General features: G+C 65.6%; 29 protein-coding genes and 1 pseudogene. 2 read left to right on the plus strand and 28 right to left on the minus strand.

The annotated features are described in order from the left end of the window. Position 1 precedes the first annotated feature (1 nt). The 12 genes from AC1DZY_RS23655 to AC1DZY_RS23710 form a co-directional block, all read right to left on the minus strand. A complete protein-coding gene (locus AC1DZY_RS23655; RefSeq protein ID WP_476822612.1) occupies positions 2-790 on the minus strand; it encodes a YdcF family protein in 789 nt (262 codons plus the stop codon). 18 nt (positions 791-808) lie between these two features. Next, positions 809-1,327 (minus strand): hypothetical protein, encoded by a 519-nt coding sequence (locus tag AC1DZY_RS23660; protein ID WP_476822613.1) that lies wholly within the window; start codon positions 1,325-1,327, stop codon positions 809-811. 52 nt (positions 1,328-1,379) lie between these two features. Further along, positions 1,380-2,000, minus strand: coding sequence for a glutathione S-transferase family protein (locus AC1DZY_RS23665; RefSeq protein WP_476822614.1), 621 nt, complete (start codon positions 1,998-2,000; stop codon positions 1,380-1,382). Between the two features lie 96 nt (positions 2,001-2,096). Then, entirely contained in the window at positions 2,097-4,109 is a 2,013-nt protein-coding gene (locus AC1DZY_RS23670; protein ID WP_476822615.1) for an acetyl-CoA carboxylase biotin carboxylase subunit, read from the minus strand. A 205-nt stretch (positions 4,110-4,314) separates the two neighbouring features. Beyond that, positions 4,315-4,752, minus strand: coding sequence for a hypothetical protein (locus AC1DZY_RS23675; protein ID WP_476822616.1), 438 nt, complete (start codon positions 4,750-4,752; stop codon positions 4,315-4,317). Positions 4,753-4,921: 169 nt separating this feature from the next. Next, complete coding sequence (locus tag AC1DZY_RS23680; protein WP_476822617.1) at positions 4,922-6,058, minus strand: Tle-like phospholipase domain-containing protein; 1,137 nt, start codon at positions 6,056-6,058, stop codon at positions 4,922-4,924. Positions 6,059-6,158: 100 nt separating this feature from the next. Further along, the gene (locus tag AC1DZY_RS23685; RefSeq protein WP_476822618.1) at positions 6,159-6,875 is read right to left on the minus strand and encodes an HAD-IA family hydrolase; all 717 of its coding nucleotides are present in this window, start codon (positions 6,873-6,875) and stop codon (positions 6,159-6,161) included. 40 nt (positions 6,876-6,915) lie between these two features. Beyond that, a complete protein-coding gene (locus tag AC1DZY_RS23690) occupies positions 6,916-7,416 on the minus strand; it encodes a hypothetical protein (protein WP_476822619.1) in 501 nt (166 codons plus the stop codon). A 113-nt stretch (positions 7,417-7,529) separates the two neighbouring features. Beyond that, complete coding sequence (locus tag AC1DZY_RS23695) at positions 7,530-8,960, minus strand: RluA family pseudouridine synthase (protein ID WP_476822620.1); 1,431 nt, start codon at positions 8,958-8,960, stop codon at positions 7,530-7,532. Beyond that, positions 8,957-9,373 carry a fluoride efflux transporter CrcB gene (crcB, locus tag AC1DZY_RS23700; protein WP_476822621.1) on the minus strand — a complete coding sequence of 139 codons (417 nt, stop codon included), beginning with the start codon at positions 9,371-9,373 and terminating at the stop codon, positions 8,957-8,959. The genes AC1DZY_RS23695 and crcB overlap by 4 nt, the downstream gene beginning before the upstream one ends. A gap of 19 nt (positions 9,374-9,392) precedes the next feature. Then, a complete protein-coding gene (locus AC1DZY_RS23705) occupies positions 9,393-10,700 on the minus strand; it encodes a replication-associated recombination protein A (protein ID WP_476822622.1) in 1,308 nt (435 codons plus the stop codon). Further along, on the minus strand, positions 10,697-12,133 hold the full coding sequence (locus AC1DZY_RS23710) for a Do family serine endopeptidase (protein WP_476822623.1): 1,437 nt from the start codon (positions 12,131-12,133) through the stop codon (positions 10,697-10,699). Before AC1DZY_RS23710 ends, AC1DZY_RS23705 begins: the two co-directional genes overlap by 4 nt. Positions 12,134-12,279: 146 nt before the next feature. Here AC1DZY_RS23710 and AC1DZY_RS23715 point away from each other — a divergent pair. Both AC1DZY_RS23715 and AC1DZY_RS23720 read left to right on the plus strand, forming a co-directional pair. Further along, positions 12,280-12,507: pseudogene (locus tag AC1DZY_RS23715) on the plus strand (BLUF domain-containing protein); the annotation flags it as partial. Positions 12,508-12,516: 9 nt separating this feature from the next. Beyond that, positions 12,517-12,699, plus strand: a complete 183-nt coding sequence (locus AC1DZY_RS23720) for a hypothetical protein (protein WP_476822649.1) — start codon at positions 12,517-12,519, stop codon at positions 12,697-12,699. Positions 12,700-12,711: 12 nt separating this feature from the next. Here the strand turns inward: AC1DZY_RS23720 and AC1DZY_RS23725 are convergent, their stop codons facing one another. The 16 genes from AC1DZY_RS23725 to rpsN form a co-directional block, all read right to left on the minus strand. Further along, positions 12,712-13,680, minus strand: coding sequence for a tripartite tricarboxylate transporter substrate-binding protein (locus tag AC1DZY_RS23725; protein ID WP_476822624.1), 969 nt, complete (start codon positions 13,678-13,680; stop codon positions 12,712-12,714). A gap of 116 nt (positions 13,681-13,796) precedes the next feature. Beyond that, entirely contained in the window at positions 13,797-14,165 is a 369-nt protein-coding gene (locus AC1DZY_RS23730; RefSeq protein WP_476822625.1) for a hypothetical protein, read from the minus strand. Positions 14,166-14,311: 146 nt separating this feature from the next. After that, the gene (gene rplQ, locus AC1DZY_RS23735; RefSeq protein ID WP_476822626.1) at positions 14,312-14,728 is read right to left on the minus strand and encodes a 50S ribosomal protein L17; all 417 of its coding nucleotides are present in this window, start codon (positions 14,726-14,728) and stop codon (positions 14,312-14,314) included. A 115-nt stretch (positions 14,729-14,843) separates the two neighbouring features. Further along, complete coding sequence (locus AC1DZY_RS23740) at positions 14,844-15,860, minus strand: DNA-directed RNA polymerase subunit alpha (protein WP_476822627.1); 1,017 nt, start codon at positions 15,858-15,860, stop codon at positions 14,844-14,846. Between the two features lie 88 nt (positions 15,861-15,948). After that, entirely contained in the window at positions 15,949-16,338 is a 390-nt protein-coding gene (gene rpsK / locus AC1DZY_RS23745) for a 30S ribosomal protein S11 (RefSeq protein WP_054144247.1), read from the minus strand. A 169-nt stretch (positions 16,339-16,507) separates the two neighbouring features. Then, on the minus strand, positions 16,508-16,876 hold the full coding sequence (gene rpsM / locus AC1DZY_RS23750; RefSeq protein ID WP_476822628.1) for a 30S ribosomal protein S13: 369 nt from the start codon (positions 16,874-16,876) through the stop codon (positions 16,508-16,510). A gap of 223 nt (positions 16,877-17,099) precedes the next feature. Next, on the minus strand, positions 17,100-17,384 hold the full coding sequence (locus tag AC1DZY_RS23755) for a hypothetical protein (protein ID WP_476822629.1): 285 nt from the start codon (positions 17,382-17,384) through the stop codon (positions 17,100-17,102). A 141-nt stretch (positions 17,385-17,525) separates the two neighbouring features. Continuing rightward, on the minus strand, positions 17,526-18,107 hold the full coding sequence (locus tag AC1DZY_RS23760) for an adenylate kinase (protein WP_476822630.1): 582 nt from the start codon (positions 18,105-18,107) through the stop codon (positions 17,526-17,528). Next, entirely contained in the window at positions 18,107-19,444 is a 1,338-nt protein-coding gene (gene secY / locus AC1DZY_RS23765; protein ID WP_476822631.1) for a preprotein translocase subunit SecY, read from the minus strand. Before secY ends, AC1DZY_RS23760 begins: the two co-directional genes overlap by 1 nt. 117 nt (positions 19,445-19,561) lie before the next feature. After that, positions 19,562-20,038 (minus strand): 50S ribosomal protein L15, encoded by a 477-nt coding sequence (rplO, locus tag AC1DZY_RS23770; protein WP_476822632.1) that lies wholly within the window; start codon positions 20,036-20,038, stop codon positions 19,562-19,564. A 12-nt stretch (positions 20,039-20,050) separates the two neighbouring features. Further along, positions 20,051-20,260, minus strand: coding sequence for a 50S ribosomal protein L30 (rpmD, locus tag AC1DZY_RS23775; protein WP_476822647.1), 210 nt, complete (start codon positions 20,258-20,260; stop codon positions 20,051-20,053). A 10-nt stretch (positions 20,261-20,270) separates the two neighbouring features. After that, positions 20,271-20,831: a 30S ribosomal protein S5 gene (rpsE, locus tag AC1DZY_RS23780; protein WP_476822633.1), complete on the minus strand. Its 561-nt coding sequence runs from the start codon at positions 20,829-20,831 to the stop codon at positions 20,271-20,273. 124 nt (positions 20,832-20,955) lie between these two features. Beyond that, entirely contained in the window at positions 20,956-21,321 is a 366-nt protein-coding gene (gene rplR, locus AC1DZY_RS23785; protein ID WP_476822634.1) for a 50S ribosomal protein L18, read from the minus strand. Positions 21,322-21,326: 5 nt separating this feature from the next. Then, entirely contained in the window at positions 21,327-21,860 is a 534-nt protein-coding gene (gene rplF / locus AC1DZY_RS23790) for a 50S ribosomal protein L6 (RefSeq protein WP_476822635.1), read from the minus strand. 33 nt (positions 21,861-21,893) lie between these two features. After that, entirely contained in the window at positions 21,894-22,292 is a 399-nt protein-coding gene (gene rpsH, locus AC1DZY_RS23795; protein WP_476822648.1) for a 30S ribosomal protein S8, read from the minus strand. Between the two features lie 9 nt (positions 22,293-22,301). Further along, complete coding sequence (gene rpsN, locus AC1DZY_RS23800) at positions 22,302-22,607, minus strand: 30S ribosomal protein S14 (RefSeq protein ID WP_068181807.1); 306 nt, start codon at positions 22,605-22,607, stop codon at positions 22,302-22,304. Positions 22,608-22,643 lie beyond the last annotated feature (36 nt).

Consider the following 22,643-nt stretch of genomic DNA (forward strand, 5'->3'; position numbering starts at 1 on the left):
TCTACGGCCCCGGAAACAGCGCGTCCGTATAGCCGGCGAGCCGATAGGCCACGAGCCCGGCCCATTCCTTGAGGCCGTCATCGGCGATGCCCAGGCCGCGCGGCGCGCGGCCCGACACGCGGATGAAGTCGGGGAGTTCGCGCTCGGTCAGGTAATCGACCGGAAACGCCTCGACATTGAAACCAGCCTTGCGAAACACGCCCATCGAACGCGGCATGTGCCAGGCCGAGGTCACGAGCAGCCAGCGCTCGCCGGGTTTTGGATCGGCCAGCGCCTTTGTAAAGATCGCATTCTCGCGGGTGTTGCGCGATCGATCCTCCAGCACGATGCGCTCGCGCGGCAGGCCCAGTCCCTCAAACAGCAGTTTCGCGCCATCGGCTTCGGTCTTTGTAACCGGCGAGATCAGGTTGGCCGCGCCTCCCGTAAAAACGAGCTTCGCCAGCGGATGCAGCCGCGCCAGTTCGACGGCCTTGGTCATGCGCGCCGCCGCGCTGGTCATCACCACGTCGCCGCGCGCGACCCCGATCGCGCCGCCGAGCACGATGATGCCGGCGACAGGCCCCCTCGCCGCATCCTGCTGCGGAAAGCGGTTCTCCAGCGGCCACATCACCAGCCGCGGCAGCGGGCTGAACGCCATCAGCGCGAGCAGGCCGAGCGCGGTGACGCCGAGCCAGCGCGCCATCCGGGCAAGACGCGTAAAGGCCAGCAGGGCCGCAAGCAGAGCCAGCAGGATCGACAGGTTGACCGGCGACAGCACGAACCAGACGAGCTTGGACAGGACGAAGAACATCGCGGCGGAACGGCCGACTTACCTGATGATCTGCGGCGGCGACGGCGGCTGGCGCTGCGTGGCCTGCGGGACACTGCGTTCAAGCTCGAGCGCGCGCTGGGCGACCTCGCGCAATTCGCATCCCGCCTGCCGGCCGACCTGGAAGCCCTCGCGCTGGGTGGAGGCGAAGAAGGCGCATTTCTGCGCGACGTAGCCCTCCCAGGCGACATGCAACGCCGCAAGCCGGCTGCGCCTCCCGGCGTCAAGCGGCCGCCCGGTCGCCTGCAGGGCAAGGCTCAGGCGCTCACGCCAGACCGCTTCCTCGCGCCGGGCGCAGCCGAGCTCGGCCTCGCGCCGGTTCTGGCCGGCGGCTGTGACGCAGGCGACGGCGATCAAGCCGATGCAGGAGCCGCTCGCCGTCGCGCCCTGTCGCAGGCAATTGGCCATCAGGCTGCGGTCTGCGCTGAGCGTCGGGTTGGTCTGCAGCGGCGCCTGCGCCAAGGCGGGCGCTGAAAGGACGATGGCGATGATGGGCAACGCGTGACGAAATGGATTCATGGTCCACATCATCATCGCATTCGCGGCGCGATCAAGGCGACGCAGCGTCACCTCAGCTGATCGGCATAGGCAAGGCCGGCTTCGCCGCCGGCCGCGCCGCGAGCGTCTCGTACCAGCGTTGCAGATGGGGCCGCGTCGCCCGCTCGACAGGCATATGGAGCCAGCGATGCAAACCCGGCCCGACCGTGATGTCGGCCATGCCGAAGCGTTCGCCGGCGAGGAAGCTGCGCGTCGCGAGATGGGCTTCGAGAATGTCCATCTTGGCTTCGGTCTTGGCGATCGAAGCTTCGATCACGGCGTTGTCGCGCTGGTCGGGCGCCGTACGGATCAGCCCCCAGAAGGCCGGCGTCATCGACGGCTGCAACTCCGAGATCATCCAGTCCATCCAGCGGTCGGCCTCGGAGCGGACGGACGGATCCTCATCCCAGATCCAGCCGGCGCCATAGCGCGCCGCGAGATAGCGCACGATGCTGTTGGATTCCCAGATGCAGACATCGCCGTCCTCCAGCGTCGGAACCTGGCCGTTGGGGTTCTTCGCAAGATAGGTCGGCTCGCGTGTTCCGCCGAAAGCCCCGCCCACATCGATCCGCTCGAAAGCCTGGCCGACTTCGCCGGCGGCCCAGACCGCTTTCTGTACGTTGACGGAGCTGATGCGCCCCAAGATCGTCAGCATTCCCACCCAGCTCCCGTTGTTGCTTTACGCCGACTGTCGGCCGCAGCGCCCATATTGGCAAGGCGGCTCGCGGCAGAGTGATATCACCTGCGCGGCTCAGGCGAACTCCATGATCACAGCGTCGACCGCGAGCGAATCGCCTTCCTTTGCCAATATCTTGGCAATTGTGACGTCCTTCTCGGCGCGCAGCACGTTCTCCATCTTCATGGCCTCGACCATGCAGAGCGCCTCGCCGGCCTTCACCTCCTGCCCGGCCGAAACCGAGATCGCCTTGACCAGTCCAGGCATCGGGCAGAGCAGGAACTTGCCGGTGTCGGCCGCGACCTTCTCCGGCATCAGCGCGGCCAGTTCGGCTTCGCGGACGGTGTAGACATGGGCGTTCGCATAGGCGCCGGCGTGGCCGAGCGCGACGCCGTTCAGAATCGCGCGCACCTGGGCTGCAACCGCGACCCCGTCGAGCGTGCCGCGCCAGACCGGCTCCCCCGGCCGCCACTCGCTGACGACCGAGATGCTGCGCGTGCCAAAACCGATCACGACCGCGCCGCCCTGTTCCGTGACGCCCTCGGTCACCTCGCCCTCGAAACGCTCGGCCCCGAGCGCGACGATGCGGGTCCGGTCGAAGGCGACCTTGCGCCAGCCCTGCATCTGCGCCGAGACGTTGCGCTTGCGCTGGTTCATGGCGTGGTCGCAGGCGATCGCGATGGCGGCCATGCGCAGCGCGATTTCGCCCGACGGCTGCGGCAGCGAAAAGCCCTCGGGGAACTCCTCGGCGATGAAGCCCGTCGAGAGATTGCCGGCGATCCAGCGCGGATGATGCATCAGCGCCGAGACGAACGGGATGTTGTGGCGGATGCCGTCGATGGCGAAGGCGTCGAGCGCCCGCCCCTGCGCCTCGATCGCGGCGACACGCGTCGGCGCATGGGTCACGAGCTTTGCGATCATCGGATCGTAGTAGATCGAGATTTCGCCGCCCTCGAAGACGCCGGTGTCGTTGCGTACGGTCGCCTCGCCGTCGGGGCCTTCGGCGGGTGGGCGATAGGTCACGAGACGCCCCGTCGAGGGCAGGAAGTTGCGCGTCGGATCCTCGGCATAGACCCGGCTCTCGACGGCCCAGCCATTCAGCTTCACGTCACTTTGAGTCATCCGCAGCTTCTCGCCATAGGCGACGCGGATCATCTCCTCGACGAGATCGACCCCGGTGATCATCTCGGTGACCGGATGCTCGACCTGAAGACGCGTGTTCATCTCGAGAAAATAGAAGGACTTGTCCTGGCCGGCGACGAACTCGACCGTGCCGGCGCTGTCGTAGTTCACCGCCTTGGCCAGCGCGACGGCCTGCTCGCCCATCTTGCGGCGCGTCGCCTCGTCGAGCAGTGGCGATGGCGCCTCCTCGACGACCTTCTGGTTGCGGCGCTGGATCGAGCATTCGCGCTCGCCGAGATAGATGACGTTGCCATGCTTGTCGCCGAGCACCTGGATCTCGATATGGCGGGGATCGACGATGAACTTCTCGACGAAGACGCGGTCGTCGCCGAAGGAGGACGCCGCTTCCGACTTTGCGCGCGCAAAGCCCTCGGCCACCTCGCCGGCGGAATGAGCGATACGCATGCCCTTGCCGCCGCCGCCGGCAGAAGCCTTGATCATCACGGGGTAGCCGATCTGATCGGCGATCGTCACCGCATGCGCGGGATCCTCGATGATGCCGAGATGGCCGGGCACGGTCGAAACATTGGCTGCGGCGGCTGCCTTCTTCGATTCGATCTTGTCGCCCATCGCGGCGATCGCGCCGGGATTGGGGCCGATGAAGACGATGCCGTTGTCCTTCAGCGCCTGGGCGAAGGCCTCGCGCTCCGAGAGAAAGCCATAGCCCGGATGCACGGCCTGCGCGCCCGTCGCCTTGCAGGCGGCGATGATCTTGTCGATGACGAGATAGGACTGCGCTGCCGCGGGCGGCCCGATATGCACGGCCTCGTCGGCCATCTCGACATGGAGCGCATCACGATCCGCGTCCGAATAGACCGCGACCGTCTTGATGCCCATCCGCTTTGCCGTCTTGATGACCCGGCAGGCGATTTCGCCACGGTTCGCGATCAGAATCTTCGAGAACATGCGTGGCGTCTCCCGGCGGTCAGAAAAGACTTCGACTGCCGGGGTTTAGTGGACGCCGCAGCCAGCGTCCACTAAAGCAGGATGCGAAAAACTGGCTACTGGTTTTTCGCAAAAAGACCTGTCTTGGCCGATGCCGGGCGCAAGGCTATCTGCCGGCTCCCGCGCCGGGAAGCGGCCGGGGCGAGCGTTCCTGCGCCGGCGTCGCTCAGCTTGCCAGCAGCACGCGCTCTGCGCTGAAGCCACGCACCTTGGCGCAGCCCTTGCGCATCGCAAAGCCGATCAGGCTCTCGTCGCAACGCTCGGCCTCGCGGACGATCTCGAAGGCGATGCGCTGCGCCGTCTGGGTCGGGCCGTCGCCGGCGCCGAGCGTCGTCACCAGCCAATGCGCCTTGTCGCGATCGACAATGCCGGTCGGACGGCTCTGCCAGACCGCGAAGTCGACGCATGTCGCGACCAGAAATTCGCCGAAGGCCGTGCAGGTCTCGGGCACGGCCCGGTCAAGAGCGAGCAGAACATCGATGACGTCGCGCGTCATCATCTCGTCGCTCAAGATCTCGCGCTGAAGCATCTTGACGTCTTCATCGTCGATCGCGTGACAATCCATCACGCGATCGACGAATTCACGAAGTTCATGACCAATCATGATTTAACCCCTGTCCGGCTTTGTTTTATGCCGGTATGTCCCTGTTGCAGGGAGACCATGACCCGGCACCTGCCAGCAGGTGGTTAATTCCCAAATCTGAACGGATATTCAGGTTAAATCGATCTGACTCGACGTGGTTGCGAGGACGTTACCTTTCAAGCTTCATCCATCAGTTCGCGCTCGCGATCAGCGCGCCGTCCTTGCATTGGCCAGTCTGGCCGATCGCCAGCGTCGACACGGGCAGAAGGGTCTCGTCGAAGGGCTTCCCGGCTTTCCCCTTGGCCAGTTCGAGCAGTTTCGTCGTCAGGTTCTGGAGCGAGTGCTGCGCGAAGATCGAACCGGACGGCAGCAGGTTGAAGCGGATATGCCTGATCTGCGGATCGCAAGCCTGCGGCGGGTAGATATTACGCAGCAGCAGGCGCGGATAGGCCAGAACCTCGCCATGCTCGTAGACGCGCTCGATCCGCAGGCCCTTCGACGTCACTGTGGTTTCGCTTGCAGGCAGATCGTAATAGCCCGTGATGAAGCTCGGATCGAAAGCGAAGACGCGCCGGACGCGCCTGTCCTTGTAAGCCGCCTGCTGGGCAAGCCCGCCGCCGAGCGAATGGCCGACCGCGATGATCTCGGTCACGCCCTTGCGGTAACAGGGCAAGCGCTCGATCCCGTCAAGGATCGGCATCATATGGTCCTGAACCTGCTCGTACTGGTCGTAAAGCGGCAGGAGGCGGGTCACCGGGCGGAAATTCGAGAGCCAGTCGTCGGTTTGACGCCGATCCGTGCCACGAAAGGCGAGCACCACGGCCTTGCAGAACGCGCCGCCCGGGCGGCCATGGGTCCAGATCTGCAGGCCAAGGCCGTCGAGAACCCGACCTTTCGGGGATTCGTCCTGCGCGCAGGAGCCTCGCTCACCAGCAAAGCCGAAATCGCGCCGGCGGCCCGCAACCTCGCCGCATTCGTTGATTAGCTTGCCGATGAGAACCCAGGGCCTGACCCAGGGGTCGGCCAGACGCCGGAACGACCGGGCATCGTCCGTCGCCGACGCTGGCGCAGCCGAAGGCCGCGACGCCGGCTTGGGCTCGCTCAGCCCATAGAGCGCGTCATCATAGGCAGCGAGCGATAGCAGCGCGTAGCCGACCACGAACGGCGCGACATCCAGCGCCTCGCGGCGCTCCGCATCCTCCACGCCGACGCGAATGCGCGCCGCGGCGGGATCCTGCACGATCTCGATGGTGGCGCAGCCGCCAAGCAGGGCGGCAAGCCACACCACTGCGAGCCCAACGCCACAACCGCGCCAGATTGTATTCATGGCCGCCCCCGCCCAAGCCCGGGCAGTCTGGGCGCGCATTCGGCATCGCACAAGGCGTCATGCGAGCCTCGGAGGAGACCGTCGCGAATTCAGCCTATCTTCAGGCCGGCTCGACGGCGGCGAGGCGATCGAGCAGCGCCGGCAGATCGTCGGCCCGGGAGAGGACGTAGCGCGCACCGAGCGCAACCAGCGTCGCGACTGGCTGGAACCCCCAGGACACAGCGATCGGAGTGACGCCGGCGGCGACCGCCATCTCGATATCGAACGAACTGTCGCCGACCATCGCGCTGCGCCCCGGCCGCGCACCCGTCTGCGCCATCGCCTGCAGGATCATGCCGGGATGCGGCTTCGAGGGCGCATCGTCGGCTGTCTGGATCGTCGAAAACAGCCCGTCCCAGCCATGGCGCTCGATGATGTAGTCGGCGCCCCGGCGCGATTTGCCGGTCGCGATCCCGAATTTCAATCCCGGCCGCTGCGCCAGCAGCGCCAGCGTCTCGGCGACGCCGGGGTAGAGCGGCTCATCCAGCGCCGGATCGGTCTCGGCCTGCCGGCGCATCGCGCCAAACACCGCGCGATAGGTTTCGGTCAGCTTCTCGTCGGGCACATCGAGCCCGGCGAGCTGCGCCAGTGCGATGCCGAGCGACAAGCCGATGACGCCAAGCCCCGCCTCGCGCCCGGGATGAACCAGACCGAGTTGCGCGAAGGTTTCGTATTGGGCGCCAAGAATGATCGCTTCGGAATCGATCAGCGTGCCGTCGAGGTCGAAAATGATAAGATCCATCGCGGCGCTGTAGCGCAGATTGCCGATGCCGGCCACCGCGCCGGGCTCATGGGCGGTGGCCGGCGGACGAGATCGGTCAGGATCTGGCCTCGCGGGCGCAGGCATCGACCGCCTTACGCAGATCGTCGCCGTCGAGCCCCTTGCCGCGCGCGTCCTTGCGGCATTCGGCCCGCTGGGCGAGGTCGGGCCGCTTGGCGTTGAAGCAGGCGACGAGCGCAGCCGTGCGGGTCGAGCCCGTCAGGTTGCGGCTGTCGACTTCCTCCTTGCAGGCCAGGCGCGCGGTTGCCGCCGTCGGCTTGCCGTCACGCGTCAGCCCGTCGCGGGCATAGAGCTGGACACCGGGGAATTTCGCCTGGATGCAGTCGCGCATGGCGGATTTCAGGTCGTCGCCCGAGAGCGCGACATTGTCGGCGAGGCAATCCTGCCGCGCCTTGGCGCGCGCCGCGCGCGGAACCGGCTCGTCTGGCGTGGTCAGCGCGGCGGCCTGCTGGCGCGGCGCGGGAGCCTGCGCGCCTGCCGGCACGACTGTGGAAAGGGACAGGAACAGGCCGGCAAGCAGGAAAGGCAAACGCATCATCGGAGCACCTGCGCAAAAGAGTGATTGGGAACAAAATTAGAACATAATCCAATTTGTTCCGCAACTGTTCTCTTGACGCTCCGTCATGGAAATCGAACGAAACGTGTCCAGACCTATTCGTCGGGCGCGTCCACGATCGGATCGTAATGCGCGTCCTCGAAGCCGAGCAGGTTCCAGGACTGGCGCATATGCGCCGGAAGCGGCGCGCTGACGTCGATCGTGCCCTTGCCGCGCGGATGCGGCAGCACGATCCGGCGCGCCAGCAGATGCAGCTTGTTCTGGATGCCGCCGGGGAGCTCCCAGTTCGCAATGTTGAAATATTTCGGATCGCCGACGATCGGATGCCCGATATGGGCGGCGTGCGCGCGCAGCTGGTGGGTGCGCCCGGTGACCGGCTTCAGCGAAAGCCAGGCGAGCTTCTGCGCGGCGGTCTCGACCACGGCGTAATAGGTCACGGCATGCATCGCGCCATCGTCGCCATGCTTGGCGACCGCCATGCGCTGGTCCCCGTCATAGGCCTCTTCGCGGGCGAGATAGGTCGAAATCCGGCCCTGGCGCACGCGGGGCACGCCGGCGACCAGCGCCCAATAGACCTTGCGCGCCGAGCGCGAGCGGAAGGTCTTCGCCAAAGTCGCCGCCGCGAACCGCGACTTCGCGATGACGAGGCAGCCCGAGGTATCCTTGTCGAGGCGATGGACCAGCCGCGGCTTCTGGCCGTCCTTGCCCATCATCGCATCGAGCATCTGGTCGACATGGCGCGTCGTGCCGGAGCCGCCCTGAACCGCAAGGCCCGCCGGCTTGTTCAGCACGATGACGTCGTCATCCTCATAGAGCGTGATCGAGCGCAGGAAGCCGAGCGTGTCCTCGTCGGCCTTGAGCGAGCGCGGGCGCTGCTCCTGGGGGTCGAGCTTCAGCGGCGGAATGCGGACGGTCTGGCCCGCTTCGAGCCGGTCCTTGCTGTCGGCGCGCTTGCCGTTGACGCGCAGTTCGCCCTTCCGGACGATGCGCTGGATATGGCTGAAGGAGAGCTGCGGAAAGCGCGTCTCGAGGAAGCGGTCGATCCGCATCTCGTTTTCGTCTGGCGTCACGACGAGCTGCTGCACGCCGGTGGCGAGCACCTGCGCCGTCTCGGCCTTGATCTCGGCGCGCGTCGGCGCATCGGTTACGGGCGGCCTGCGCGGTGCGGGCTTGCGCGGTGCAACCGTCCGGGCCGTTGCAGGCCTGCTCTCGACGGCTCTCGGGTCGCCGGTTCTCGGCGGATCGCGATGGGGCTTTGGATCGCGCGTTGGCTCGGTGCGGACCACGGCCTCCTCGCGCTCTTCGCGGGGTCTGGCAGCCGCGCGCGCCGGACGACGTGCATCGTGGCCCGGGCGCTTGCTCTTGAGCGCACCCGCCGCCGGAGGCCTGCCATCACGCGCAGGCCCACTGCTCTTCGATTTACCGATGCGCGGACCGGCGCCGGGGCCTTTTCCGCCAGCGCTTCTGCCGCCGGCGCTTCTGCCACCAGGACTTCTGCCACCGGGAGTTTTGCCGCCGGTTCTCATGATAAGCCCCGCATGACGGCGAGCCCGCCGGCCAGCGCCGCCAGCGACAGCGCGACCGACGCCGCGACGTAAGCTCCAGCCAGCATCGCCTCGCCGCGTTCCCAGAGCAGGATCGCGTCGAGCGAGAAGGCCGAGAAGGTCGTGAAGCCGCCGAGGATGCCGGTGGTCAGGAACAGGCGAAGATCCTGCGACCAGCCCTCGCCCGCCTTGAACGCGAACCAGCCGGCGACGAGCCCCATCAGCCCGGAGCCGACGATGTTGATCGCAAGCGTGCCGACGGGAAAGCCGGAGCCGAATGATTTCAGCACGGCCAGATTGACGCCATGCCGCAGCATGCCGCCGATGCCGGCGCCGAGAAAGACGAGGAGCGTGGAGGTCATCGGGGTGGAATAGAGCGCGGGGGCGTGGCGCACAAACGAAATCGGAAGCCTGTCATCCCTCCCGCTCCGACCTCAGCTTCGCCCAATACTCCAGCCGCTTCCTGATCTCGCGCTCGAAGCCGCGTTCGGGCGGATCGTAGAAGACCTGCCGTCCGAGCGCGTTGGGCCAGTAGTTCTGGCCCGAGAAGGCGTCTGGCGCGTCGTGGTCATAGGCGTAAGCCGCGCCGTAGCCTTCGTCCTTCATCAGCTTCGTCGGCGCGTTCAGGATCGTCTTGGGCGGCATCAGCGAACCGCCCTGCTTGGCGGCGCGCACCGCGTTCTTGTAGGCGAGATAGGCCGCGTTCGATTTCGGCGCGGTGGCGAGATAGATCACCGTGTTGGCGAGCGCGAGCTCGCCCTCGGGCGAGCCGAGCTGCTCATAGGTCTGGGCTGCAGCGCGCGCATGCATCAGCGCCTGCGGATCGGCGAGCCCGATATCCTCCACCGCCATTCGCACCAGCCGCCGCGCCAAAAAGCGCGGATCCTCGCCGGCATCGAGCATGCGGGCGAAGTAATACAGCGCCGCATCGGGGTCGGAGCCGCGGATCGTCTTGTGCAGGGCCGAGATCAGATTGTAGTGGCCGTCCTGCGCCTTGTCGTAGATCGGGGCGCGGCGCTGGATCACCTCGGCGAGCCCCGCTTCGTCGAAGATCTCGTCGGGCTTGGCGGCGCGCCAGAGCTCTTCGGCCAAGGTCAGCACGGCGCGCCCGTCGCCATCGGCAAAGCGGGCGAGCGCAAGGCGCGCCTCCGGCGTCAGCGGCAGCGGCCGGTTCTCCAGAAGTTCGGCCCGGCCAAGCAGGAAGAGCAGCGAGCCCTCATCCAGCGATTTGAAGGTCAGGACGCGCGCCCGCGACAGCAGCGCCGCATTCAGCGCGAAGGACGGGTTCTCGGTCGTCGCCCCCACCAGCGTGATCGTGCCGTCCTCCATCACCGGCAGGAAGGCGTCGAGCTGGGCGCGATTGAAGCGATGGATCTCGTCGACGAACAGCAGCGTGCCCTTGCCACCGAGCCTGTGGCCTCTGGCCTGCTCGAAGACCTTCTTCAGATCGGCGATGCCGGAGAAGATCGCGCTGATCTGCTCGAAGCCGAGATCGACCTGCCCGGCGAGCAGCCGCGCCACGGTGGTCTTGCCGGTGCCGGGCGGCCCCCAGAAAATCAGGCTGCCGATCGAACCCGAGGCGACGAGCCGTGTCAGCGCGCCGTCCGGTCCGGTCAGATGCTCCTGGCCCGCGACCTCGCCCAGCGTCGTCGGGCGCAGGCGGTCGGCGAGCGGGCGCGGACCGGATTTATCGAGGCCCGACGCGGAAAAGAGATCGCTCACCCCGGGAAGACCGAGGTCACGCTCTGGCCGCCGCGCGAGATCGTCACCTCCCACTGGCGTTTGCGCTCTTTCGTGGCGGTTTCGACCTCGCGGGTCGTGGCCATGCGCTCGCCGTTCAGAGCCTGGATGATGTCGCCCTTCTGGAAGCCGACACGCGCAGCCGTGCTGCCCTCCTCGACCTCCGCCACGACGACGCCGCCATCGTTCCCTACATCGATCGACAGCTCCTCGGAGACGGAGGGCGACAGGTTCATCACCGTCAGCCCCGCCAGCGGCGTGCGGCCCGAAAGGGCGAGCTTGTCGCGCGGGCGCGTCTCCGGCGCGGGGATCAGCTTGACCGGCAGCACCAGACGCTTGTCGCCGCGCAGCACTGTCAGCGTCGTCGTGCCGTTGAGCGGGCGTGTCGCGAAGCGGTAGCCGAAGGCCTCGGGATCATCGACCGCAAAGCCGTCCACCGCGAGAATGACGTCGGAGCGGCGCAGGCCGGCCTCGGCGGCAGGCCCCTTCTCGACGACGCTGGCGACGACCGAGCCCGCCGGCCGGTCAAGGCCGAGGCCATCCGCGACATCGGCGGTCAGCGCCTGAAGCCTCGCCCCGAACCACGGCCGGCGCACCAGCGTCGCGCCTGCCTTTGCGCTTTCGAGCACCACCCGCACCATGGCCGAGGGGATGGCGAAGCCGATGCCGACGCTGCCGCCGGAGCGCGAGAAGATCGCGGTGTTGATGCCGACCACCCTGCCCTGCATGTCGACGAGCGCGCCGCCTGAATTGCCCGGGTTGATCGCGGCATCGGTCTGGATGAAGGACTGCGCATCGCCGACGCCGACCTGCGTCCGGGCCAGCGCCGAGATGATGCCCTGTGTGACCGTCTGGCCGACACCGAAGGGGTTGCCGATCGCCAGCACGATGTCGCCGATCTCGACCTTGTCGGAATCGGCGAGCTCGATGGTGGCGAGATCCTTGACGCCCTTGAGCTTGAGCACGGCGAGATCGGTGCGCGGATCGCGAAGCAGGATCGTCGCCTCGACCTCGCGCTTGTCGGCGAAGGAGACCTTGACCTCGCTCATGCCCTCGATGACGTGGTTGTTGGTGACCACGAGACCGCCGCTGTCGACGACGACGCCCGAGCCGAGCGAGCGCTGGACGCGCTCCTGCGGCACGCCGAACCCCCGATCCCCGAAGAAGCGACGGAAGAACGGGTCGTCCATGAAGGGGTTGCGCTGCTGCTTTTCGACCCGCGCGCCGTAGACGTTGACCACGGCGGCCGCGCTTTGCTTCACCACCGGCGCGAAAGACAGCGACAGCTGCTGGCGCGTCTCCGGTACCTGCTTCGTCTGCGCCATTGCGGCCTGCGGCGACAGGCCGGACAGAAGGCAGAGTGCAGTGGCGGCAGCCAGTGTCCTGATGCGGGTGGCGGCGGCGCTGTCGGTCATGCCTGTCCTCTCGAATGAAACAAAAGCTCTGGAATCACGTTGCATCTGGGGAATTTCAAAAACGATGTCTGCTTGCCGGCCTCGCAGCCGCCCAATCTTCACCCGAACATGCCGACTAACGCCACCGCACTGCAAAGGAGCGGGATATGAGCTTGATACGTCTTATTTATGCCAGCAAAAGCCGGCTCGTCGAGGCCAATCGCCACGACGAGATCGGCCGGATCATTGCGAGCGCCCGACGCCTCAATGCGCAAAATCATATAACGGGATTTCTGCTGGCGACGCCGGAGGCGTTCGCCCAGATACTCGAAGGCGAACGGCTCAGCATTGCCGAAACCTATGGCCGGATCGTGGTCGATCAGCGCCATACCGCCGTTACTCTGATGGCGGAGGAACCGATCGGTGAGCGTCGCTTTTCCGACTGGTCGATGGGGCTCGCCGAGCGCGACGAGACCACGGCCTTCATTTTCGGACTCTACGGCGTGACGCCCGAGGCCGACCTGCCGAGCCAGCCGGTCGACGCGTTGCTCGATCTTGCCGGCGAACTGTCACACCGGCCGTCCTGACGGCGGCGCGCCTCACTTATCGCTCAACAGCACCTTGTAGCGTTCGATCTCGCCGGGGATCATCCCGGCCACAAAGGCGGGTGTCAGCTCTTCGGCCGTCGGCGGAACCGAGGAGAGCTGCTTGAATCGCTCTTGCAGCGTCTTGCTGGAAACCGCTGTGCGCAAAGCCTCATTCAGCCTGGCGATGATCGGTTGAGGCGTATTCTTGGGCGCAAACAGGGCGTTCCAGCCCTGCGCCTGGAAGGCCGGCAGGCCCGCCTCCTTCGAGGTCGGGATATCGGGCATGCTCTCGAGCCGGTTGGGCGTCGCCACCACCAGCGCATGCACCTTCTTGCCTTCGATGGCGCCTGAGAGCGATGTCGCCGCGTCGCAGACGCCGTCGATCTGCCCGCCCATGGCGTCGTTCAGCGCGGGCCCCGCGCCGCGATAGCTGACGAGCGCGACATCGACGCCGGCCGCCTTAACGAAATTGCGGCAGATCAGATAGTTCGACGAGCCGACCCCGGCATGGCCGAGACTGACCTTGCCGGGGTTTTTCTTCGTATAGTCGATGAATTCGGCCAGCGTTTTGGCCGGGAAATCGAGCTTGAGCGCGATCATCGGCGAGGTCTTGGCGACGAGCCCGATCGGCGCGAAATCGGCGTTCGTGTATTTCAGGTCGAAATAGATCGAGTAGGAGGCGGCATTGGTGCCGCTGTTGCCGATCACGATGGTGTAGCCATCGGGCTCGGCGCGCGACGCACGCGTCAGCGCCGTGGCCCCGCCCGCCCCGCCCATGTTCTCCATGACGATGCGCTGGCCGAGCGCGCGCCCCATTTCTTCACCGACGAGGCGCGCGATCACGTCCGATGAACCGCCAGCCGCGAAGGGCACGATCATGGTGATCGGCTTGGACGGATACTTGTCCTGGGCCAGCGCTCCAGCCTGGGCCGCCAATGCAGCGGCAAGCACCATGACTCCTGCGATATTCGACCTTCTCATTCCACCCTCCCGGTCGTCGATCTGCGCCGACGAGATCACTGCGCGATCATACGAGCCTAGACCAGCAGATGATCGAGTGGGAACCGCATTCTGACAGGCGCGTACGTGAGATCAGGCTACGGCCTGCGAAACGCCTTCGGCATCAACGTGGTCGGCGTTGTCGCGCTTCTGAGGCATTCCTTGCCGGAACCGTCGTCGATCGAAAGTCGGCTTGCCTCGATTTTGTAATGGCAGGTTTTATAGAGCGCGCCGCCATGGTCCTTGATATCGACGCGCCCCTTGCCGCCGAGCTCCCATTTCACGCTCAGCACGTAGCCAGCATCGTAATTGAAGTTGAACTCGCCGTCGGTCTTGAATTCCACGGTGTGCGATGAGCCGTCCTCGGGTTGCCAGAAGCCAACGAGCAGTCGCCGATCTTCCTCCGTCGCCTGAGCGCAGGATGATAAGATCAAAGCGAATGCAGCAGCGGCAAGACCATGTTTCACGCGCGGCATCTCCGGCTATTCGAGCGTGATCGTAACATCTGATTTCACTGAGCGCATAGAATTTGCGGAATGTAACAGTCTCATTCAGCCAAAAGAAAAGGCGGCCCAAAAGGCCGCCTTCTTGAAACATCGCGCGAGAGAAAGCCTCAGGCGGCTTCGTCTTCAGCCGTGAAGACCGGGCCGGAATCCTTGCCCTTGGCGTCGACATCGCGATCGACGAACTCGATCACGGCCAGCGGAGCGTTGTCGCCGAAGCGGAAGCCCGCCTTCATGATGCGCAGATAGCCGCCATTGCGCTCCTTGTAGCGGGGACCGAGCACCGCGAAGAGCTTGCCGACGAGCGCGACGTCCTTGATCTGCGCGATCGCCTGGCGGCGGGCATGCAGATCGCCGCGCTTTGCGAGCGTGACCAGCTTCTCGACGACGGGGCGCAGGTCCTTGGCCTTGGGCAGCGTGGTGGTGATCTGCTCGTGCTTGATCAGGGCCTGGGACATGTTGGCGAACATCGCCTGGCGATGCTCGACCGAGCGGTTGAAACGACGACCGCGAAAACCGTGACGCATGGGATGGCTCCTTCGATGATTTACGGCCGCCGTGCCACGGTACGGCCGTTCTTTATGCTCCGGCGCTCATGCGCCGTGCGGGAAACTGGCGCGGGACGGACCCGCGCCGGCTGGATCAGTAGTGCTCCTCGAAGCGCTTGGCGAGCTCTTCGATGTTCTCCGGCGGCCAGCCGGTCACGTCCATGCCGAGATGCAGGCCCATGGTGGCGAGCACTTCCTTGATCTCGTTCAGCGACTTGCGGCCGAAGTTCGGGGTGCGCAGCATCTCGCCCTCCGACTTCTGGATCAGGTCGCCGATATAGACGATGTTGTCGTTCTTCAGGCAGTTCGCCGAACGCACCGAAAGCTCGAGCTCGTCGACCTTCTTGAGCAGCGCCGGGTTGAAGGGCAGCTGCGGCGCGGTCGAGACGGCCTCTTCCTTGCGCGGCTCCTCGAAGGTGATGAACACCGCGAGCTGGTCCTGCAGGATGCGGGCGGCGAGCGCCAGCGCGTCCTCGGGGGTCAGCGAACCGTTGGTCTCGATCTGCAGGGTCAGCATGTCGCGGTCGAGGTTCTGGCCCTCGCGGGTGTTCTCGACGCGGTAGGAGACCTTCTTCACCGGCGAGTACAGGCTGTCGACCGGGATCAGGCCGATCGGCGCGTCTTCCGGGCGGTTCTGCTCGGACGGGACATAGCCCTTGCCGGTGTTGACCGTGAACTCCATGCGGATCTCGGCGCCCTCGTCCAGCGTGCAGAGCACGAGGTCGGGGTTCAGGATCGAGACATCGCCGATGGTGTTGATGTCGCCGGCGGTGACCGTGCCCGGGCCGGTCTTGCGCAGGGTCATGCGCTTGGGGCCCTCGCCCTGCATCTTGACCGCGATCGCCTTGATGTTGAGGACGATGTCGGTGACGTCCTCGCGGACGCCCGGGATCGAGGAGAACTCATGCAGCACGCCGTCGATCTGGACGGCGGTGACGGCCGCGCCCTGGAGCGACGACAAAAGCACGCGGCGCAGCGCGTTGCCGAGCGTCATGCCGAAGCCACGCTCCAACGGACGCGCGACCACGGTGGCGTGGCGCTTGGGGTCGTCTCCGACCTTGATTTCGAGCTTGTTCGGCTTTGACAGGTCCTGCCAATTCTTGCTGATCACGACCGCACTCCTGGTGCTTGAATTCAATGGCGGCGGCGGGCCGCCCCGGACAGACGCCCGCCGGTGCGGGCGCCTCGATGATCAGGCGTCAGACGCGACGGCGCTTGCGCGGCCGGCAGCCGTTATGCGGGATCGGCGTCACGTCGCGGATCGAGGTCACGGTGAAGCCGGCGGCCTGAAGGGCACGCAAAGCGGACTCACGACCCGAACCCGGGCCGGTGACTTCCACTTCGAGCGTGCGCATGCCGTGCTCGGCAGCCTTGCGGGCGGCGTCCTCGGCTGCGACCTGCGCCGCATACGGGGTCGACTTGCGCGAGCCCTTGAAGCCCATCGTGCCGGCCGAGGACCACGAGATCGTGTTGCCCTGCGCGTCGGTGATGGTGATCATGGTGTTGTTGAACGAGGCGTTCACATGGGCGACGCCGGAGACGATGTTCTTGCGTTCGCGGCGCTTCACGCGTTGTGCTTCTTTGGCCATAGGTCTTTCATCCTTCGAGCGCGCCCGTGATGCCAGGCGCTGGGGAGAGGTATTCCGCCGTCATGCCCGGGCTTGTCCCGGGCATCTCAGGCAGGAGAAGGCGCTGGACGCGCCCTCGTCACAAGATCCTCGGGTCAAACCCGACGATGACGATCGCCTCTGGCAATCGTCACTTCTTCTTGCCGGCGATCGCCTTCGGCTTACCCTTCCGGGTTCGCGCATTGGTATGCGTGCGCTGACCGCGAACCGGCAGGCCGCGGCGATGGCGCAGACCGCGATAGCAGCCGAGATCCATCAGGCGCTTGATGTTCATCGAGACTTCGCGACGAAGGTCGCCCTCGACGAGATAGTCGCGATCGATGGCCTCGCGGATCTGGAGCACTTCGGCGTCGGTCAGCTGGTTGACGCGGCGCTCGGCGGCGATGCCGACCTTGGTGCAGATCTCCTGGGCCTTGGCCGAGCCGATGCCGTGGATATACTGCAGGCCGATGACGACGCGCTTGCCGGTGGGAATATTGACGCCTGCGATGCGGGCCATAGTCTATTCTCCATGTCGGCCGGGGCGCCCGATGGCGCTACGGCGGTGAAAGATACCTCGCGCCGGTGGAGGCCGGCCCTTGCGAAGCGTTGAACCCGTTCCACGCAACAACGCGACGCCGTCCCTTCTTGCGAAGGCAACGGCATCGCTCACATGAAACCGGATGCGGGTCGGTAGACGCTCGCGGCGCGCGAGTCAAGCCTTCGGACAGCCCGGTCGCAGGTCAGCGTGGAATAAGCGAAACGACCAGCACGAAGACAATCTCGACGAGGGGGATGCCAAAATAGATGGCAAGAAAGCCGGCAATCCACATCCCGATCTTGACCAGCCAGGACGGGTGAGCAGTCGCGTGCCAGGCGAAAAATGTGCTGGCGCCGCTCAGGCACAGCGCGACGACGCCGATGATCGGCGATCGCACCTTTGGAGGGATCAGATCGCCAAGAACAAGAAAGACCGCACCGATGACGAGGAGCTGGGCCGCAAGCCCGAACAGAAAGGCGCGCTTCACGCGGCGCTCCCGGAGCCTGCTTCAGTTCTGACGACGGGATTGGCCATGACCGGATCATAGCCGATCAAGGACAATTCGGCCAGAACCTCGCATTTCAGGCCGATACGGCACCAAAAAATCGGTGACCGCCTTCCGGGCGGCTCAGCCCGCCAGCGTCGTCTCGATGACGGCCGTCACCTGATCGATCGGCTGCATGCCGTCGATCCTGGTCAGTTGGCCACGCTTCTCATAATAGGGCGCAACCACCGCGGTATCGCGGTTGTAGGCCTCCAACCGGGTCTTGAAGACGTCCGGATCGTCATCCTTGCGGACCGGCTGGCCGGCGGCCTTCGCCTCTTCGGCGCGCTTGACGATGCGGCCGACGAGCTTGCTCTGGTCGACCGTCAGTTCGAGGACCTTGTCGAGCTTCAGCCCCTTGGAGGCGAGCATCACGTCGAGCGCCTCGGCTTGCGCCAGCGTGCGCGGGAAGCCGTCGAGGATGAAGCCCTTCTTCGCGTCCGCTTCCTCGATTCGGTCGGCGACGATGCCGATGACGATCTCGTCGGAAACGAGCCCGCCCGAATCCATCACCGCCTTGGCCTTGACGCCGACCGGCGTTTCCGCCGCAACGGCGGCGCGCAGCATGTCGCCGGTCGAAAGCTGCGGAATGCCATGCTTCGCGACGATGCGCGCTGCCTGAGTGCCCTTACCCGCCCCCGGCGGCCCCAGAAATACCAATCGCATCAGCGCTTCGCCCCTCGCAACTTCGCCTTTTTCACCAGCCCCTCATATTGATGGGCCAGCAAATGTCCGTGGACTTGCGCCACGGTATCCATTGTCGTCGTCACCACGATCAGCAGCGACGTACCGCCCAGAAGAATGATCGGTATCTGGGCATAGGTGATCATGAACTCCGGGATAAGGCAGACGATAGTCAAATAGCCGGCTCCGAGCACCGTGATGCGCGTCAGCACCCGGTCGATATGCTCGGCGGTGCGCTCGCCGGGGCGGATGCCCGGCATGAAGCCGCCATGCTTCTTGAGATTATCGGCCGTCTCGACCGGATTGAACACGATCGCGGTGTAGAAGAAGCAGAAGAAGATGATCAGCGCCGCGTAGAGGAACATGAACAGCGGCCGGCCATGCGCGAGATAGGTCGCGATGATCGAGAGGAAGCCCGTCCCTCCCGAAGCCTGCGAGAAGCTCGCGATCGTCGTCGGCAGCAGCAGCAGCGACGAGGCGAAGATCGGCGGTATCACGCCGGCGGTGTTGAGCTTCAGCGGCAGGAACGAGGTCTGGCCCTCATACATGCGGTTGCCGACCTGGCGCTTGGGATAGTTGATCAGCAGTCGGCGCTGCGCCCGCTCCATGAACACGCAGAACGCGATGACGCAGATCGCCATGACAAGGATCAGCAGCAGCAGGCCGGTCGAGATCGCGCCCTGGCGGCCGAGTTCCAGCGTCTGGGCAAGCTGCGACGGAAATTCCGCGATGATGCCGGAGAAGATGATCATCGAAGTGCCGTTGCCGATGCCGCGGCTGGTGATCTGTTCGCCGAGCCAGAGCAGGAACATCGTGCCGCCGACCAGCGTGATCGTGGTCGAAAGCAGGAAGAACGGGCCAGGCTCCAGCACGAGATTGCCGGACCCCTGCAGGCCGACGCCGATACCATAGGCCTGGAACACGGCCAGCAGCAGGGTCAGGTAACGGGTGTACTGATTCAGGATCTTGCGGCCCTGCTCGCCCTCCTTCTTCAGCGCCTCGAAGGTCGGGACGACGCTGGAGAGCAGCTGGACGATGATCGAGGCCGAAATATACGGCATGATCGCCAGCGCGAAGATCGCAAGCCGGCCGACGGCGCCGCCCGAGAACATGTTGAACAGGCCAAGCACGCCTGTCTGCGACTGCTTGAACAGGTCGGCGACGGCTTCGGGGTTCATGCCCGGCAGCGGGATGTAGGTGCCGAGCCGGTAGATCACCAGCGCGCCAAGCGTGAACCAGATGCGCTTCTTGAGCTCATCGGCCTTGGCGAAGGCGCCGAAATTCAGGTTTGCCGCAAGCTGTTCAGCCGCCGATGCCATGCGTCCGGTCCTTGGGTCTCGAAATCTGTCGCCGGCGCAGGATGCGCCAGACATTCAAACGGCGGCCAGGGCTTCTGGCCCGGCCGCCGTTCGCTGATCTTCATGTAAGCGTCGCGCTCACGCCTGTGAAGCGGCTACCAGAATCTTGATCGTGCCGCCGGCCTTCTCGATCGCCTCGACGGCCGACTTCGACGCACCCGCCACCTCGAAGGCGAGCTTCGCCTTGAGTTCGCCGACGCCCAGGATCTTCACGCCGTCGGTCGCCTGGCGGGTGATCACGCCGGCGGCGACGAGCGCCTCGATCGTGACCGCGCCCTTGGGATCGAGCTTGCCGGCCTCGACAGCCTGCTGGATGCGACCGAGATTGACCTCGTTCAGATCCTTGGAGAACAGGTTGTGGAAGCCGCGCTTGGGCAGGCGACGATAGAGCGGCATCTGGCCGCCCTCGAAGCCCTTGACCGCGACGCCGGCACGGGCCTTCTGACCCTTGACGCCGCGCCCGCCGGTCTTGCCCTTGCCGGAACCGATACCGCGGCCGACCCGGATGCGCGACTTGTGAGCGCCTTCGTTGTCACGAATTTCTGTGAGTTTCATCGGACGATCCCCTCACTTCGCGTCGACGACGCGCACGAGGTGGCTGACCTTGTCGATCATACCCCGTACGGCAGGCGTATCGACCAGGGTCGACTGCCGGCGAATCTTGTTCAGGCCGAGACCGATCAGGGTCTGGCGCTGCGATGCCTCGCGGCGGATCGGGCTTCCGATCTGCTCGACGACGACGGTGGCTTCAGTCTTGGCTTTAGCGTTCTTGGCCATGATCGCCCCCTCACGCTTCGACAGCGGCGTCGGTGCCGGCATCGCGGCGACGCGTCTGCAGGGCCGAAACCTTGAGCGAACGGCGCGCGGCGACGCCACGCGGGCTATCCTCGTTTTTCAACGCGTCGAACGTCGCGCGAACAAGGTTGTAGGGGTTCGACGAGCCAAGCGACTTCGACACCACGTCCTGCATGCCGACGGCCTCGAAGACGGCGCGCATCGGTCCGCCGGCGATGATGCCGGTACCGGCCGGAGCCGCGCGCAGCACGACCTTGCCGGCGCCGTGACGGCCCTGGACGTCGTGATGGAGCGTGCGGCCTTCGCGCAGCGGAATGCGGACCAGCCCGCGCTTGGCGGCTTCCGTCGCCTTGCGGATGGCCTCGGGCACTTCGCGGGCCTTGCCATGGCCGAAGCCGACGCGGCCCTTCTGGTCGCCCACGACGACGAGAGCAGCGAAGCCGAAGCGACGGCCGCCCTTCACCACCTTGGCGACGCGGTTGATGTGGACCAGACGGTCCACGAATTCTGAATCGCGCTCTTCGCGATCGCGGTCACGAGGTTCTCTCGCCATTGTATTCCCTCTTACTTGCGCGGTCGAAGCCTTCAGGCCCGCCGCTCGCTCGAGCATCCCGAAAAGGATGACGTAGAAACAGCCCGCGAACGGCGACAGGCGCCGCCCGCAGGCTGTGATCGGATCAGAAGTTCAGGCCGCCCTCGCGGGCCGCCTCGGCCAGCGCCTTGACGCGGCCGTGATACATGTAGGAGCCGCGGTCGAAGACCACGTCCTTGACGCCAGCCTTGACGGCGCGCTCGGCGATCAGCTTGCCGATCGCGCTCGCGGCCTCGACATTCGCACCCGACTTGATGTCGGCGCGGATGTCCTTGTCCATCGACGAGGCCGAAGCGAGGGTGACCCCCTTCACGTCGTCGATGATCTGGGCGTAGATCTGCTTGCCGGTGCGGTGCACCGACAGGCGGGCGCGGCCATTGGCGACCGCCTTGATGGCGCGGCGGACACGGGCCCGACGGCGCGCAGTGTTTTCTGTCTGCTTGCTGCTCATGGCGCTTACTTCTTCTTCCCTTCCTTGCGGAAGATGAATTCGCCGGCGTACTTGACGCCCTTGCCCTTATAGGGCTCGGGGCCGCGATAGTCGCGGATCTCGGCGGCTGTCTGACCGACCACCTGCTTGTCGATGCCGGTGATGACGATTTCCGTCGGCTTGGGCGTGACGATCGCGACACCCTCGGGGATCGCGTAGTCGATGTCGTGGCTGTAGCCGAGCGACAGCTTGAGCACCTTGCCGTTGACGGCGGCCTTGTAGCCGACGCCGTTGATCTCGAGCTTCTTCTCGAAGCCCGCGGTCGTGCCAAGAACGAGGTTGGCGATGCGCGCGCGCGACGTACCCCAGAGCGAACGGGCGCGCTTGCTCTGCGAGCGCGGCTGAACGGCGATCGAGCCGTTCTCCAGCGCGACCGAGACGTCGTCGGGGACGGTGAAGGAGAGTTCCCCCTTCGCGCCCTTGATCTTAACGAGCTGGCCGGCGACGTTGGCGGTGACGCCAGCGGGAACCGGAACAGGCTTCTTACCGATACGAGACATTGGATTTCTCCTGAAAACGAGCGGCGTGCAGGGTCAGAAGACCTTGCAAAGCACTTCGCCGCCCACGTTCTGCTCGCGGGCAAGATGATCGGGCATCACACCCCTCGGCGTCGAAATGATGGTCACGCCCAGGCCGTCGGCCACGCGCGGCATCGTTTCCACCGAAGAATAGACGCGGCGGCCGGGCTTCGAGACCCGCGAGATCGACCGGATGACCGGCAGTCCCTCATGGTACTTCAGCTCGATGTCGAATTCGGTCCGGCCATTGCCGAACTCGGTGGTGGAGTAGCCGCGGATGTAGCCCTCGGACTGAAGCACGTCGAGGACGCGGGCCCTCAGCTTCGAACCGGGCGTCGAAACGCGCGACTTGCGCCGCATCTGCGCATTGCGGATGCGGGTCAGCATATCTCCAAGCGGATCAATGATCACGATGCGTCCTCCTCACCAGCTCGACTTGACGAGGCCGGGAACCAGCCCCTTGTTGCCGAGCTCGCGCAGAGCAATGCGCGACATCTTCAGCTTGCGATAAACGGCGCGCGGACGCCCCGTGACTTCGCAGCGGTTGCGCACCCGGGTCGGAGCCGAGTTGCGCGGCAGTTCGGCCAGCTTGAGGCGAGCGAGGAAACGCTCGTCCATGGACTGGCTTTCGTCATTGGCGATCGCGAGAAGGCGCGCGCGCTTGCCGGCGAATTTCTTCACCAGCCGCTTGCGGGCGTTGTTGTTCTCGACGGAGCTTTTCTTAGCCATCGATATCTCCTGGTTTCCGCGTATGAGCGGTTAAGC

The sequence above is a fragment of the Allobosea sp. P2_A10 genome, assembly GCF_056405115.1.